Below are 14,988 nucleotides of genomic sequence, written 5' to 3'. Positions count from 1 at the left end.
TGCCGGATGGCGAGATGGTCGCAGTGGGCGGAATGGTCGGCAGCTACCGGGTGTGCTCCTTGTCGTGGTGGCCTTTCTTTGCAGCATCTCCAGCCTTTGGTCGCAATCGGTGGGGTATCAAGAGGCACTGGCCCAAGCGAGAGTGGCGGCGAAGCGTGGGGACTATGAGGCGGCGGTCCGCTACTACACCAAGTGCATCGGCTTTGAGCCGGGAATCTCGGTGCCGCGGATGGAGCGCGCGAACGCCTACCATCATCTGGGCAAGCTGAGCCTCGCGATGGTGGACGCCGAGGCGGTGATCAAGTTGAAGCCCCGGTCGCTCGATGGGTATCTTGCCAGGGGTACAGTTCGCTTTCGGCAGGGAGAATTGTCCGGGGCGATGGAGGACGTGGGACGAGTGCTGAAGATCAACCCACAGGATGCGGATGGCTACGGACTACGTGGGAAGATTCGTCACGCGATGCGAGACTACGACGGGGCGGTGGCTGACTACACGCAGGTGACCAAGCTCAATCCCACGGACATGGGGGCGGTTTACAATCGCGCCTCGCTGTATGCAGACTTGCAGCAATACAAGCTCGCGATCAGGGATCTGGAGTTGGTGGTGAGCCTGCAGGCGAATGACATCCAGGCTTGGTATATGCTGGGGACGCTGTATGGCAGGACGGGGCAGCATGAAACCGCCGTGGCCACTTTCACGAGCATCCTCAAGGCGAATCCCAACATCGCGGAGGCGTATGCACTGCGGGGGATCAGTTATTCAAACTTGAACAATGTGGAGAAGGCGATGGTGGACCTGGGGCAGGCGTTTGCGCTGGGAACTGCTGATAAAGGCATTCTGGCGCAGGCGCATACGACGCGGGCCCTCATCTACTTTAACAGTCGTGAGTTTGCCAAGGCTGAGGCGGATTTCAGTGCGGTACTGGAGTTGATGCCGGGCAACTGGGAGGTCAGGCAAATCCGGTCACAAGTTTACATGATATTGGGCCAGACGGACAAGGCGCTCTCTGATGTGAATGCCTTGGTGGCTGGGGACCCAACACGGGCTGAGGGGTACTATCGCCGGGCGCATGTCCTTGGTCAGATCAATGACCACAAGGCTGCAGAGGCAGCGTGCACCAAGGCGCTGGAGTGTGATCCCAACTTCGCACCTGCTCTGGCGTCTCGCGGGGCGTCGCGTTTTCAACTCGGCGACATGGACGGGGCGCAGGCTGACTTGGATGCCGCAGAGAAGCTGGATCCGAAACTCGTCGATGTTCATCGAGCACGGGTCTTCATAAGTATGGAGAAGAAGGATCTTGCCGAAGCGGAGCGCCATGCCACGGCCGGGTGTGAGTACTCAGGCTGGAAGGATCCCAGCCAGGTGCTGCTGCTGGCGGGTGTTTGTTGCAGAGCGGGGAAGTTTGAAGAGGGCCGGAAATGGATGGTGAAAGCGGAATCCCTCGGAGTGGCGCCCGCGGAGCAACACGAACTGGAGAGGCTGCGTGCCGGTCTGGCCGGGCGACGTTGAGCTTTCCTAGAGGCTGTCCCGCAGCTAGGATGGATGGGACGACTGCTGCCCCCCAAGTTGCTTCATGAGTGCCCCCCGCAGATTTGAAATTGTGACGACGCCAAATCGTATCGTTCGCCAGGGTTTGACGCTGGTAGGATTGATTCTCCTCCTTGGCGGGAGTGGCATGGATAGCCTGGCTGCGCAAGAAGGTGGCGGGCGGGACTGCGGCAAGCTGGTCACGGAGTACGTCGGCAAGAAGGAGTTTCAGAAGGCGCTCACGACGTGCAACCAGTGCCTGGAGCAGAGCCCGGCTGCGGTGAATCTGCTGTGTCTGCGTGTTCAGATCCACTACCACATGGGCAACCTGAACAAGGCCATGACCGAAGCCAATGACCTGGTGCGGAGGTTTCCCAGCTATGCAGGAGGTTATACGACCCGGGCCGAAGTTCATTTTCGCGCAGGCGCGTATGCCAAGGCGCTAAAGGATGTGGAACAGGGGCTGAAGCTCGATGGGGCGTATGCCCAGGGATACACCCTGCGCGGCAAGATCAACATCGTGCTGAATCGTCCCGAAAATGCCATGCTGGATCTCAGCATGGCGGCCGAGCTGGATCCCAATGATCCCTCAGCCTTCTTCAACCGGGCAGTGCTGCATGTCTCCAAGAAGAGGTACGAGGAAGCTACAGCCGACCTGACGAAGGTCCTCAAGCTGGACCCGGAGGATCATCATGCCAGGGTGGAGAGAGCCGTGCAATACGGCAAGCTGGGGCAGTATGAGAAGATGGTGGATGACTGCACCCTGGTGCTGGAGAAGATGCAATCTGAACCGGCGGTGTATCATACCCGTGGAGAGGGGTATGCCAATCTGGGTGAGAAGGACAAGGCCATCGCTGATTTTTCACAGGTGATCGCGCTCGCTCCATCCGACTTTCGTGGCTGGGTGGCGCGGGCGCTGGTGCACCGGAAAGCGGCGGAGTTGAAGGAAGCCATTTCTGATCTGGCCACTGCCATCAAACTGCGGCCAGACGACTGGGAGCTGTATTCCACACGCGGAGAGCTCTACAGTGAACTCAGGGACGGGGAAAATGCCCTGGCTGATGCCAGTCGTGCCTTGAAACTACGCAGCAACCGGGCGGAACTCTACGCGAACCGGGGGAATGCGCGTCATCTGCTGGGTCAGTCTGACCAGGCTCTGGCGGATCTCAACAAGGCGCTGGAGATGGCTCCCAAGTCTCCCTTTATCTACAACTCACGAGGAAACTTCTATCGTGATCTGGGGAAGCGGGACCTTGCGATTGCCGACTTCATCAAGGTGGCGGAACTCGATCCAAGTATTGGTCTGGCCTACAGCAATGTGGCGCTGGTGTATCTGGATGCGGGCGAGGCGGAAAAGGCGCTGCCCTATGCCACCAAAGCGTGCGAGGTGTCGAACTGGCAAAACGCGTTTTGCCTGGATGTGCTGGCCCGCGTTTGTCTTCCCCTTGGTCAGTTTGCAGAAGGGCTCAAATGGCAGCGGAAGGTGTTTGAGCTGGGAGGACTGCCTCCCATTTGCTTGCCGGATGCTCAAAAGCGCCTGGCAGAATTTGAGCAAAAGGCGGGTGCGGGTGCTGAGACGGCCAGGTGATGCATCGAACCGTGAGGTTCGCGCGATGCTGTGGGAGTAGTCCGACGGTCCCCGTCGGTTCAGTCGCCGCGGGAATTGAGGGGGGGCGAGTGAGATTGCGGTTGTTCGTGCCGGAGACGTGGGGGCGGTCGGTGGAAGGGACCGTGTTTCACGCGGTTCCCCTTCGTTGACTGAGCCGGTTGGCACAACCGGACTACGCCCGTGGCGATGCGGAGGGGTGATTCATTGCGATATAGGAAATAAAAAACCGCCGTCCCGGAGAAGGAACGGCGGTTGGTGAGCACTGCTGAAATCGTGACTGACTCAATACAACTCCACGGGGGAGCGCTTGCCGTCTTCCACACTGAGGTTCTTGGCGCCTTCTTCGCCCAGGGTGTCCACGCGGAGCTTCCAGATGTCGTCGTTGATGGCGGCGAACTTCTCGATGCTGAACTTGTCGGGGAAGGCGAGCTTCTTCTTGGTCTTCTCCAGCCGGATGAGGGCGTCGTGCAGAATCGGATCCGGCACGCCTTCCAGGTGGCGGCGGGCTTCTTCCACCATCTCCAGGCGGTGGCAGATCATGACCATGTCATTCCCGGCCTTCACGGCTTCCTGAATGGCTTGCTCGAAGGTGACTTCATTGAGGATGGCGCCCATGTCGAGGTCATCCGTCATGGCCAGGCCGTCGAAGCCAAGCTGATCGCGCAGGAGCTTCTGCACGATGTTGTGGGAGAGGGAGGCGGGCCAGCGCTCGTTTTGCGGATCGTAGGCGCGGTAGTTGGCGTGGCAGACCATCACGCTGTCCAGCTCGGGCAGGAGGGTGCGGTAGGGGAGGAGTTCTTCCTTCTCGAGTTGCTCTGCCGACTTCTCGATGATGGGCAGGAATTCATGCGGGTCGCACTCGGCAGGACCGTAGCCGGGGAAGTGCTTGGCGCAGCTGAGGACGCCTTCCTTGCGCATGGCGCGGTTGAAGGTGCCGGCGTTGTCCACCACCTGTTGGGGATCGGTGCCGTAGCAGCGGCCCTTCAGGGAGTTGTCCGCGGTGTCATCGTAGCTGATGTCCAGCACCGGGCAGAGGTCGAGGTTGATCCCGAAAAGGCGGAGCAGCCTGCCAGTGAGCTGGCCGTGGCGCTTGATGAGGAGGGGATCGCCCTTCTGGCGGAGCTGCTGGGCGTTCGGGGGCTCCTGGCCGATGTAGCGAAGGCGGGAGACGCGGCCGCCCTCCTGGTCGATGGTTATGATGGGCTCAATGTCGCTCAGGTCCCGGAGATCATCGCAGAGCTTGCGGAGCTGGGTGGCGTCCTGGAGGTTGCGGCTGAAGAGGATGAAGCCGCCGGGCTGGAGCTTCTTGAGGCGTGCGGCGGTTTCTGAGTCGAGTTCTGGGCCAGGGATGCCGGTAAGGAGAAGCTGGCCGAGGGTGTTGGCGTGAGCGGACATTTTCGGTAGATCTGTGAGTCAGTAATTCGGTAAATCAGTAAACCTGTGGGGCCGGAGCGCCGGGGAGGGGAGGGCCCTCGGTCTGCCACAGTGACGCCGTAGTCACAAGATCTTGCAAGTGGGATGCGAGGGCAAATCTGGGGGGCGGGGCGTGAGGAGGCGGGGCATCAGGAAAAGGAGGGGGGCATTCCTGTCCCGGTCCCTGGCAAGCGTCCCATGAGGTGGCGTAGTGGGGCGAGGTCCAAGCATGGCGCTGGCCGGGAATCTTGGGATGCACGTGATCTCGCATTCGCCTGACGTGGAGGTGTTGATGGTGGTGGGGAGGACGCGGATGCTGTCGGCCTCCCCACCTGATCATCCTCGGCGGAGGTTCCCAACGTAGACTCGCTGGAAGCTCGTCAACGTTGGGCTTGTGGCCGAATCCTCTTCGAGGAAGAGCTTCGACTGAGCGTGTGGACCGTGGACGGCGTCGGTTGCCCGGTGGCCACCCCGAGCGCGGCGGTCGGTCGGTTCTCCTCACGTTGACAGCTGCATTCGTCGTTGTTTCCTCGATGGATGGACTTGATTTCCGAAGTTAGATCAGCAAGCCATGACAGCATTCCTGAGGTGTCCATCGCATGCGGGACAGTCGCATCTGGGTGATCCGAACGGTTTGTAGAACTCCGTTGGAGTTCCATCGCTTCACCGTTGAAACCCGGGGTGGCGACCGCTTCGCGGTCTGACGCCGGGCTGTTTTGTATCACGCCGTTGGCGTGGAGCTGCCGTTGAGCCAACACGAGTCAGCCCTTGTTAACCTGATGCGTATGCGTGTTGCGAGGGCTCGCATCTGCCGCCCTGCCAACCACCGCAACACACCCGCAAGCTGACCCCGTGCCCTCCTTGCAGTCCATCTCCAACACCTTGACCACTCACGCACTGCCTACTGCCCACTGATTTACCGGACTACTGTCCTTCATCCGGATCGGGCTCGCGTTCGAGGAACTTCATGTACTCCGCGATGAACTTCAGCGGGACGTCGTCGGTGGGGCCGTTACGGTTCTTGGCCATGATGAGGACGGCTTTGCCTTTCTTGGCTTCCTCTTCCTCTTCGGTGCCGACTTCGGTCTTGCTGCCGGCGTAGTCGTCACGGGTGAGGAGGCCGACCATGTCGGCGTCCTGCTCGATGGAACCGGATTCGCGAAGGTCGCTCAGCATGGGGCGGCCGCCTTTGCGCTGTTCCACAGCTCGGTTGAGCTGGGCCAGCACGATGATGGGGATGTCCAGTTCCTTGGCCACGCCTTTGAGGCCGGCGGAGATTTCTGCGATTTCGATCTGACGGTTTTCCTTGGCTCGCTTGGACCCGGAGGTCATGAGCTGGAGGTAGTCAATGGTGATGAGGCCGATGTTGTGCTGCTTCTTCAAGCGGCGGGCCTTGGCGCGGAACTCCATGATGTCCAGGCCGGGCGTTTCATCGATGAAGATCTCTGACTTCTGAAGTTGACCGCACGCGGTGGTGACGGCGCGCATCTGCTCACGGTTGAGCAGACCGCTTTTGAGCTTGCTCATGTTCACCCCGGCACGGCCGGCAATGAGACGCTGAACCAGCACGGAGGCGCTCATTTCCAGGCTGAAGAAGGCCACGGGGCGCTGCAGTTCGACCGCGACATACTCGACGATGTTCATGCAGAACGAGGTCTTGCCCATGGAGGGACGGGCGGCGATGACGAAGAGTTCCCCACCCTGGAGGCCGGTGCTGAGCTGATCGAGCTTCCGGTAGCCGGTGGAGAGGCCGTTCATCTGGCCGGGGTTGAGCAGGAGGTGCTCAATGGTATCCACCGCCTCCATGATGTGCTGCCGGAGCGGCTTGATGGTATCGCGCGACTCGGTGTCCTCACGGACGCTCAGCATGCGCTGCTCCACGCGGTCAAGCAGGAGGGGGACGTCCTCCTGGTACTCGTAGGCATTCTGGATGCTCTCCGTGCAGGCGGTGATGATACGACGCAGCAGGTGCTTGTCGTGCAGGATGCCCTTGTAGTACTCGTAGTGGGCCGGGGTGGGGACGAAGTCGTATAGGTCTGCCAGGGTGGCGGGGCCGCCGATCTTGTCGATGAGGCCCTTGTCGATCAGGTAGTGCGACAGGGAGACGAGGTCGATGGGGCGCCCGTCGTTGTTGAACTCCCGCAGCACTTCATAAATGAGGCGGTTGGCGGGGTGGTAGAAGGCCTCCACCGCAAGGGACGTCAACGCGTCGTTGATGAGGTCCGTCGGATTCTGCAGGAAGCAGGAAAGCACACCCTTCTCCGCGTCATCGCTGAAGGGCATGGCGCGGTTGATGTCGCTGAGCGGATCAACGTTTTCTCCCTTTTTCTTGCCCTGGCCTCCTTTTTGCAGCGCCGGGGCATTGGCGGCTGCCGGGTCAAACGGAGTAACATTGGAGGCGGGCTCTGGCATGGGACGGGGGACGAGCCTAACCCAATGTCAGATAGTGAGCGAGAAAGAATCGATGTGAACTTCTGTGAACAACACAGGATCACACAGATAAAAAGAAACCCCACACAGCAGGGCTGTGTGGGGTTTGAAAAAATGGCTGATAACGAGCCGGGCCGGAAAAGGCTTCGCTTATTCCTCAGTCTCTTCGGCTTCGGTCTCTTCGCCGTCCGCTGCGGTGACGGTGATCTTCAGGAAGCAGTTGACCTGGGCGTGAAGCTTGACGGGGACTTCGAAGACGCCGGTGCTCTTGATTGGCTTATCGAGGTCGATCTGGTGACGGTCGAGTTCCACCTTGGCGGCGCTCTCGGCAACAGCCTTCTGGATGTCGATCGTGGTGATGGAACCGAAAGCCTTGCCAGCCTGGCCGGTGGCCAGCGTGAGCTTCAGCTTCAGGCGCTTGAGCTTGGTGGCGATCTTCTCAGCTTCTTCGATCTCCTTGGCCTCGCGCTCGGCGCGGACTTTCTTAAGGGTGTCAAGCTGGCGGAGGTTGCCCTTGTTGGCAGCATAGGCCTTGCCCTGAGGGATCAGGAAGTTGCGGGCGAATCCGCCTTTCACTTTCACAACGTCGCCCTCGGCACCGAGATTGGCGATTTTCTCCTTCAAAATGATATCAACGGTGGGCATACGATTGCTGGTTGGGTAGAGTGGGGCAGGGAGGATACCTAGCTAGGAAAGGCTGTCAAATGCTGGGTGAAGTTTTTGGGAGTTGACCGTTCACAGGGGTTTTGGTGGACTGAATGGATGAAATTGCCCCTTCTCTCGATTCTCGTGGCCGGATTCACCGCGATTGGAGGCATGCCTGGGGATCTCTCCGCGCAGACCCCGACGCCAACGCCGCCTGCGAAGGAAGCTGCGCAGGAATACCGGATCACTCTGCGGTCCGCGGCTGCTCCCCACCAGGTGGCGACCCCCGATGACAAACGGAAGAACTGGTTCGTAGAGCCGGGGCTGACCTTCGGAGGAGCGAGCGGAAAGCGTTTTCTCGTGCAGAAATTCGAGAGAAAAACCGTGCCGGATCCCGTGGTGGGGGAGATGGACAAGAGCGAAATGACCGTGCTGGATCAGGCGACAGGGAAGGTGCTGGTGCTCGTGATGGGCGAAGCACAGACGGTAAATCGGTAATTCAGTAATTCGGTAAACCAGTAATTCAGTGGGAGTCGGAGGGGGCGGCAGGATGGTGGGACGTGGCTGCAGCCGGTGAGTCGGACCGCCGCAACTCCTTCGGAGTAGGATTGCCTCCCTGCATTCCCAACGTAGACTCGCTGGAAGCTCGTCAACGTTGGGCTTGTGGCCTCATTCCCTTCGGGAAAAGCTTCGAAGGCGGATGGCGTTCGCTGTGTGGGATGATGCGACCAATTGGGGCGAAGCTCAAGTCTTGAGTCTGGAGTCTTCCAGTCTTGTGTCTCCCCGCGCAGCGGGGCTACGGTTGACTCCCGAGCCAGAGGAGGCCCATGACGGACATGCCGTCGCGGATGGTGCCGTTGCGGGCCATCTCGATGGCTTCTTCCAGGAGGACCTTTTTCACGTCGATCTTTTCCGTATCCTCCGGCGCGGCCTTGGTGAAGCTCAGACCGCGGGCGGTGTAGATGTAGGCGACCTCGTTGGTGGTGGAGTTGGAGAGCTGCATGCCGTCCAGGATGAGCTCGTAGCTCTGGGCGATGATGCCGGTCTCCTCCAGCAGTTCGCGTTTGGCGCAGTCGACTAGCTCCTCATGCGCGGGGCAGCCACCCTCGGGGATCTCCCATTCGTAGCTCTCGTGACAGTAGCGATACTGGCCGACGAGCCAAGTGTAGCCTTGGTCATCGATGGGGATGACGCCAACGGCGCGATTCTGGAACTCGACCACGCCATAGATGCCGGGGCCGCCGGAGGGATTGATCACCTGATCCTCACGGATACGGATCCAGGGATTGTGATACACCTCGCGGGTGGACAGGGTGGTCCAGGGATTCTCCATGCAGTCGGGTTGGGAAAGGCTGCCGGAGGCGGGACCACCCTGCGAAAAGGGTGGGCGGACTTACCTCACGGTGCCCGAAAATAACCGTCCGGATTGTAAAGCCAATAACAATCGCGGGGATTCAGGCGGGGCAGGGACATGTAGGGGCGGCCTTTCTCGTCCGCCTGCGCCTTGAGCTCCGTCACTGGACCGGTGCCGCGGGCGCTGGCCTCCATGCCGTCGTCGGCGCTGATGCCGCCGGTGCCGGGCGTTTTGGAGACGACATCCGGGCTCTTGATGGTGCCTGTTTCCTGGATCTCATCCACAATGTGGTCCACCCACTTGAGCTTTTGGGCGTTGTCGCCGAACTCGCTCCAATCACCGCTGGATGCGTGGGCATACATTTGCTTGATGAGTTCCTCACGGGAGATGCCCATCTTGACCGCGACTGGGTCAGCCAGACGACGCCACCATTCTTCCATCTCCTTCAGCCACTCTTGTTGCTGGGTGAGATTCCCACCGGCAAACGAGTGGATCTGGTGGTGGAGGATGACGGTGTTCGAATACGCGTAGGAATGCTTGGCCACGGTGGCGATGCAGGCGGCCATGCTGGCGGCGAAGGACTTCACCACCACATGCACCGGGGCCTGGCTGCCCTGCATGGCTTTGACGATCTTATAACCTGCCATGACGGAGCCACCGGGGCTGTCATCAATGACGAGGAAGATGGGGAGCTTGGCATCGCGGTTGTTGAAATAATTGATCCGGGAAACAATGTTATCCGCCGTGCGCATGCTAATAGGGCCGTTGAGGGCGATGCGCCGGTCTGACATGACCAGCTTGCGCCCCTGCAGTGGCTCCGCGAGATAGACGGGATCCGACATCGCGTAGTTGCGGGCCTCTTCCTCCTCTTTCTCCAAGGCGATGCCGGAATTGATCCGGGCAATCTCCTTCTGGGTGGCGTTTTCAATGCGGCGGATCTCGGCGAGTTCCGTCTCGACCTCGGCCTTGGCGATGCTGCTCTTGAGCAGGGCGCGATCCAGCGCGCGCTTGTCCTCCTCCAGGGCTTTGTCTTCGGCGAGTTTTTCCTGATACTCTGCCAGGTCCTGCTTCGCCTTCAGCTCGGCGAGCTGGGCCTGAAGGCGGATGGTGTTGAGCTTGGAGGGGCTGAGCTCCTTCTCCACAGCGGCCTGGGCCAGCGCGAGCTCGGTGGAGAGCTTCTCCTTCTCCACTGTGAGGCGGCCGACTTCCGCTTTCAGCGCCTCAAGCGTGGGTGCTGGTGCGGCAGTTTTTTCCTCGCACTGCTTTGCTTGCAGTTCGAGCAGGTCTTCTACCGGCAGACCGGCGTTCAGGGCTTCTGCCCGGGCGGAGGAACCCGCAGACACGAGCAACAACAAGGCGGCAAGACGAATCGTCGGATGCATGGGCAAGGTGGGGTTGACGCACACTGCTTTTCTGTTTCCCGTGGCAATCATTGCGATTAGCCACGGTGACAATTATTTTGAAAAGCAGTACACGTGCCAAGCTAACGGGCCGCGATTGTAGCGTCCCGCGGCCACATGCCCATCCCAAAGTTACGGAGCTGTTGCTTTTGTCGGAGATGCTGGTGGAGCGGCTCCGCTGGCGGCGGTGGAGTGCAGGATGATGGAGGAGCCATCGGCGCTAAACTCAAAGCTGGTCACCTTCTCCAGCACGGCTTTGACGTGAGGCTTGAGTTTGGCAACGTTGAGCCACGGGATGGTCTTGAGATGGAGGAAGAAGCCAAGGCTGACCTCCTTGCCCGGCACGGTGAGGGTCTCCATGTGCAGGTCCAGGGCGTTGTTTTCAATGACGGGCTTGAAGCCGCTCTTGCCGACCAGGAAGCGCTTGGGGCCATCGCTGCCGGGGAGGCGGTTGATCTGCCAGCAGAGGTCGGCCATGAGGAGCTGGGCCTGGGGATCGATGGCGGTGAAGCGGGCGATGCCGCGGTAGTCGGCCACTTCCTTTTCGCCAGCGATGACGATCAAAGCATTGAGCTCATCCACACTGAGGAGCAGGGGCACAGCTTTTCCATTGGCGGTGGCGTCTTCAAAGGAGTCCAGCTTGGTGAGGAGGGCTGCTTTTTGTTCCTCGCTGAGGGTGGGAGTGGGCAGCGGAGGCGCATTGTCGATCGTGAACTGGCTGATCTCCTTGTCCTGCCGATAGCCGCTGTAGAGGGTCCAGCCGACGATCCCGCCGAAGGTGCAAATGGCGATGATAAGAATGGCACAACCGTAGAACGGGCTGAAGGGGCCGGTAGGTTCTTTCTGAGCTTGAGACATGGGAGTTGGTAGCGCGTGCCGGGGGAAAAGGAAAGGGGGGAAAACGTGACGAGAGGTCGCACCTGACAGGGTGGTTGGGGATTGACACAGGGCCCGGGGCAAGCGAGTACGCGGGTCCCTTTTTTCCCCGCCCGGCGTGGGATATCGGGCGTAACTTTCCCTTACCGTACTGATTCCCATGAAGATCCTAGCCGCGCTGTCTGGAGGCGTGGACAGCAGTGTCGCCGCCGCCCTGCTCGTCCGCGAGGGGCATGATGTGTCTGGCGCGTACATGAAGAACTGGATCAACGAGGAGAACATCATCGGTCACTGTCCCTGGCAGGAGGACATCGAGGACGCTCGCGCCGTGGCGGACCAGCTCGGGATCGAGTTCCGCGTGGTGAACCTGATGCGGGAGTATCGGGAGAAGGTGGTGAAGTACCTCCTGGCCGGATATCAAGAGGGGATCACGCCCAACCCGGACGTGATGTGCAACCGGGAGATGAAGTTCGGCGTGCTCTGGGAGTGGGCCAAGGATCAGGGGTACGATGCCATCGCTACCGGCCACTATGCCCGCTGGGAAGCGCCTGCTGAAGGCGGGGGGCACCCGATCGTGCGACGTGGCGTGGATGGCAACAAGGACCAGACCTACTTCCTGGCCATGATGCGGCCGGAGCAGGTGGAGATTGCGCGTTTCCCCATTGGTCACCTGCCCAAGGCGGAGGTGCGGGTGGAGGCCTCACGCCTGGGGCTGAAGACGGCCGAGAAAAAGGACAGCCAGGGGATCTGCTTCATCGGCGAGGTGAAGATGGAGGACTTCCTGCGCACCTTCGTGGCGGACAATCCGGGGAACATTGTGAATCTGGAAGGCAAGGTGCTGGGTGAGCATCGCGGCCTGCATCTCTACACCCTAGGCCAGCGCAAGGGGCTGCGGGTGCCCTCCAACCTCTACAAGCAGGCCTATGTGGTGGTGGCCAAGCGCCCTGCCGCCAATGAACTGGTGGTGGCAATCGAGCACGCGGATACGCCGCTGCTCTGGGCGCGAAAGGCGATCCTGACGCAGATATCCACGACTGGGCCGGACATTCTAGTGCCTCGCCGCTTGGATGCCCAGCCGCGGTATCGGTGCCCGGCCGGGGCGGCGACATACACGCCGTTCCAGCGGGAAGACGGCTGGGCCGCGGAGCTGGTGTATGACGAGCCCCAGCGGGCCCTCACACCCGGGCAGATCTGTGGGTTGTATGATGGGGATCAGCTGCTGGGGGGGGCGGTGTTTGAGTCGATCGGGTATGAGTAGAGCGGCTGGAGTGGTGGAGTAGAGGGATCGGGATTGGAGTGGTGGAGTGGTGGAGTGGTGGAGACCGACGGTCGGACGGGGCGCAGGCAGTTTGGGCGTGCGTCCCTGCGGCGACTGAGCCGGTTGGGACAACCGGACTACGCCTGGAGAGCTGTTCGGGAGTAGTCCGGATGTGCCATCCGGTCAGGCAACGGAGCGGTGACGTGGCGGACATCGATAGTTATGCTGGCTGAGGCGGACGGGCGTAGATGCTTGGGCGTGCGACCCTGCGGCAACTGAGCCGGTTGGGGGTGAGGGGAGTGAGGGAGAATTGACTTGAGCAGGCTCGGTGCGCTGCGATCTTTTGCCATGGATCCTCTGGACTACGCGGCACTCTTGGATCACCACGGGAAAGGCACCTCAGATCAGTCAGGCTGTGCGGAGGATTGGGAAGCTGTTGCCGCCATCAAGCAAGGGATAGCGACGGCGCTTTCGGGAGAGGGACGGCCCCTCGCGGAGTTTCTTGACGCGATGCGAGTAAAATATGCGGTGGCCCGCACCAGGGACGGGCACTGAGCAGAGGGATCGGGAAGCTGTTCGTACTCCGAACATGAGGGCTCCGGAGCGCGGCGCGGCGACATTGCGCCTCCAGACGTACAAAATCTGCGAAACGGGATGCTTCCACGCCAAGCTGCGCTAAAGCGTTCCTTCCCGACCTACGACCTCGACACCCTTCCTGACAACCGACCTTGACCATGTGGACCTCCGTTAAAGAATACCAGGACATCAAGCTGGAGAAGTCCAGCGACGGCATCGCGAAAATTACGATCAACCGGCCGGAGGTGCGCAATGCGTTCCGTCCGCTGACGGTGCATGAGCTCTTGAATGCCTTTGACGTGGCGCATGAGGATCCCGAGGTGGGCGTTGTCATCTTGACGGGCGAGGGGCCGGATGCCTTCTGCTCTGGTGGAGACCAGAAGGTGCGCGGGCACGCAGGATACGTGGGCAGCGATGGCGTGCCCCGCCTGAATGTGCTGGACCTGCAGAAGAAGATTCGCGGCATTCCCAAGCCGGTGATCGCCATGGTGGCGGGCTACGCGATCGGTGGTGGCCATGTGCTGCACATCGTGTGCGACCTGACCATCGCGGCGGACAACGCCCGATTCGGCCAGACGGGGCCCAAGGTGGGCTCGTTCGACGGCGGTCTTGGCAGCAGCTACCTGGCCCGCATCGTGGGGCAGAAGAAGGCGCGCGAGATCTGGTACCTGTGCCGCCAGTATGATGCGCAGCAGGCGCTGGACATGGGCCTGGTGAACCACGTGGTGCCCTTGGCTGAGCTGGAAGAAGAAACCGTGAAGTGGTGCCGTGAGATCCTGGCGCACTCGCCGCTGGCGTTGCGCTGCCTGAAGTCCGCCCTCAATGCGGACTGTGACGGCCAGATGGGCCTGCTGGATCTGGCGGGCAATGCGACGCTGCTCTACTACATGAGCGAGGAGGCGAAGGAGGGCAAAAATGCGTTCGTGGAAAAACGCCAGCCGGACTTCTCCAAGTTCCCCCGCGTGCCGTGAGGCGGTTCAAGATCTAACGCAGGCCTTTCATCATGAGCGCCGGAAAGATCAAACCCTGGATCCTGGCAGCCCGTCCCAAGACGCTGGGGGCCGCCGTGGCCCCTGTGCTGGTGGGCTCCACGCTGGGCTGGAAGCTCAGCGGGGAGTTCTGCGTATGGCTCATGCTGGCCACGCTGGGAAGCTGCATCTGCCTGCAAATCGCCACGAACTTCTTCAACGATGCCGTGGATGCGATGAAGGGGAGCGATACCGAGGAACGACTCGGCCCGGTGCGTATCACGGCCTCCGGCATGATGTCCGCCGGCGCGGTGATGAAGGCGGCGGTGCTTTTTCTGGGAATCGCCAGTGTGATGGGGGCGGCGCTGATCTGGCAGTGTGGCTGGCCCATTCTCGCCATCGGCATTCCCTCGCTGTGGTTCTGCTATGGCTACACAGGTGGACCCGTGCCGCTGGCTTATCGCGGCCTGGGGGAGCTGTTTGTGGTGCTGTTCTTCGGCCTCATCGCGGTGACTGGTTCCGCGTTTGTGCAGAGCGGGCAGTGGCATGTGGAAGCGCTCGTGGCGGGTCTGCAGATTGGCTGTCTCTCCACGGTGCTCATTGCCATCAACAACCTGCGGGACGTTGAGGAAGACACCAAGACGGGCAAGAAGACGCTGGCCGTGCGCTTCGGCAAGACCTTCGCGCGGGTGGAGATCACGCTGCTCTACCTCGTCACTCTGGGGCTCTGCTTCTACTGGCAGACTCCTGCCGTGCGCTGGGCTCCCTTTGCCATCGCATTCCTTGCCGCCGCTGGACTGGCCACCGCGATTTGGAAGACAGAGCCTTCTCCCCGCTACAACAAATTCCTCGCCATGGCCGGCGCCTCCCTCCTGGCCTTCTCCTTCGCTTTCATCGCCGCATTGATCTGGGGTTAGCGAATTTTCCTAAA

The 14,988-nt window shown here is 60.9% G+C and carries 12 protein-coding genes; 6 read left to right on the top strand and 6 right to left on the bottom strand.

The window, feature by feature from the left end; translation table 11 throughout:
- The first annotated feature begins 64 nt into the window (after positions 1-64).
- A complete protein-coding gene (locus BV106_RS28025) occupies positions 65-1,510 on the top strand; it encodes a tetratricopeptide repeat protein (RefSeq protein ID WP_265596150.1) in 1,446 nt (481 codons plus the stop codon).
- A 64-nt stretch (positions 1,511-1,574) separates the two neighbouring features.
- On the top strand, positions 1,575-3,116 hold the full coding sequence (locus tag BV106_RS28020; RefSeq protein WP_081892353.1) for a tetratricopeptide repeat protein: 1,542 nt from the start codon (positions 1,575-1,577) through the stop codon (positions 3,114-3,116).
- A 303-nt stretch (positions 3,117-3,419) separates the two neighbouring features.
- Here BV106_RS28020 and nagZ read toward each other — a convergent pair whose 3' ends face one another.
- The 3 genes from nagZ to rplI all read right to left on the bottom strand — a co-directional run bounded on the left by nagZ (position 3,420) and on the right by rplI (position 7,625).
- Entirely contained in the window at positions 3,420-4,532 is a 1,113-nt protein-coding gene (gene nagZ, locus BV106_RS28015) for a beta-N-acetylhexosaminidase (RefSeq protein WP_038170308.1), read from the bottom strand.
- 942 nt (positions 4,533-5,474) lie between these two features.
- A complete protein-coding gene (gene dnaB, locus BV106_RS28010; RefSeq protein ID WP_051946428.1) occupies positions 5,475-6,962 on the bottom strand; it encodes a replicative DNA helicase in 1,488 nt (495 codons plus the stop codon).
- Positions 6,963-7,130: 168 nt separating this feature from the next.
- On the bottom strand, positions 7,131-7,625 hold the full coding sequence (rplI, locus tag BV106_RS28005) for a 50S ribosomal protein L9 (RefSeq protein ID WP_038170307.1): 495 nt from the start codon (positions 7,623-7,625) through the stop codon (positions 7,131-7,133).
- 117 nt (positions 7,626-7,742) lie between these two features.
- Here rplI and BV106_RS28000 point away from each other — a divergent pair, with 117 nt between their 5' ends.
- Positions 7,743-8,123, top strand: a complete 381-nt coding sequence (locus BV106_RS28000) for a hypothetical protein (RefSeq protein ID WP_038170306.1) — start codon at positions 7,743-7,745, stop codon at positions 8,121-8,123.
- Positions 8,124-8,421: 298 nt separating this feature from the next.
- On the opposite strand, the gene BV106_RS27995 is transcribed toward BV106_RS28000, so the two are convergent.
- From BV106_RS27995 to BV106_RS27985, 3 genes are all read right to left on the bottom strand, one after another.
- Complete coding sequence (locus BV106_RS27995; protein ID WP_038170305.1) at positions 8,422-8,958, bottom strand: NUDIX hydrolase; 537 nt, start codon at positions 8,956-8,958, stop codon at positions 8,422-8,424.
- A gap of 65 nt (positions 8,959-9,023) precedes the next feature.
- Positions 9,024-10,361, bottom strand: a complete 1,338-nt coding sequence (locus BV106_RS27990) for an ATP-dependent Clp protease proteolytic subunit (protein WP_265596149.1) — start codon at positions 10,359-10,361, stop codon at positions 9,024-9,026.
- 150 nt (positions 10,362-10,511) lie between these two features.
- Complete coding sequence (locus BV106_RS27985) at positions 10,512-11,237, bottom strand: hypothetical protein (protein ID WP_038170304.1); 726 nt, start codon at positions 11,235-11,237, stop codon at positions 10,512-10,514.
- Between the two features lie 178 nt (positions 11,238-11,415).
- Here BV106_RS27985 and mnmA point away from each other — a divergent pair, with 178 nt between their 5' ends.
- From mnmA to BV106_RS27965, 3 genes are all read left to right on the top strand, one after another.
- On the top strand, positions 11,416-12,513 hold the full coding sequence (mnmA, locus tag BV106_RS27980; protein WP_038170303.1) for a tRNA 2-thiouridine(34) synthase MnmA: 1,098 nt from the start codon (positions 11,416-11,418) through the stop codon (positions 12,511-12,513).
- A gap of 734 nt (positions 12,514-13,247) precedes the next feature.
- Positions 13,248-14,060, top strand: a complete 813-nt coding sequence (menB, locus tag BV106_RS27970) for a 1,4-dihydroxy-2-naphthoyl-CoA synthase (protein ID WP_038170299.1) — start codon at positions 13,248-13,250, stop codon at positions 14,058-14,060.
- 32 nt (positions 14,061-14,092) lie between these two features.
- Positions 14,093-14,974 carry a 1,4-dihydroxy-2-naphthoate polyprenyltransferase gene (locus tag BV106_RS27965; RefSeq protein ID WP_051946426.1) on the top strand — a complete coding sequence of 294 codons (882 nt, stop codon included), beginning with the start codon at positions 14,093-14,095 and terminating at the stop codon, positions 14,972-14,974.
- The last annotated feature ends 14 nt before the right edge of the window (positions 14,975-14,988 follow it).

It is taken from the genome of Verrucomicrobium sp. BvORR106 (assembly GCF_000739655.1).
Classification (GTDB): Bacteria; Verrucomicrobiota; Verrucomicrobiia; order Verrucomicrobiales; family Verrucomicrobiaceae; genus Verrucomicrobium.
Note: the sequence above shows the minus strand (reverse complement) of the source record. Positions and strands in the feature narration are given on the sequence as shown.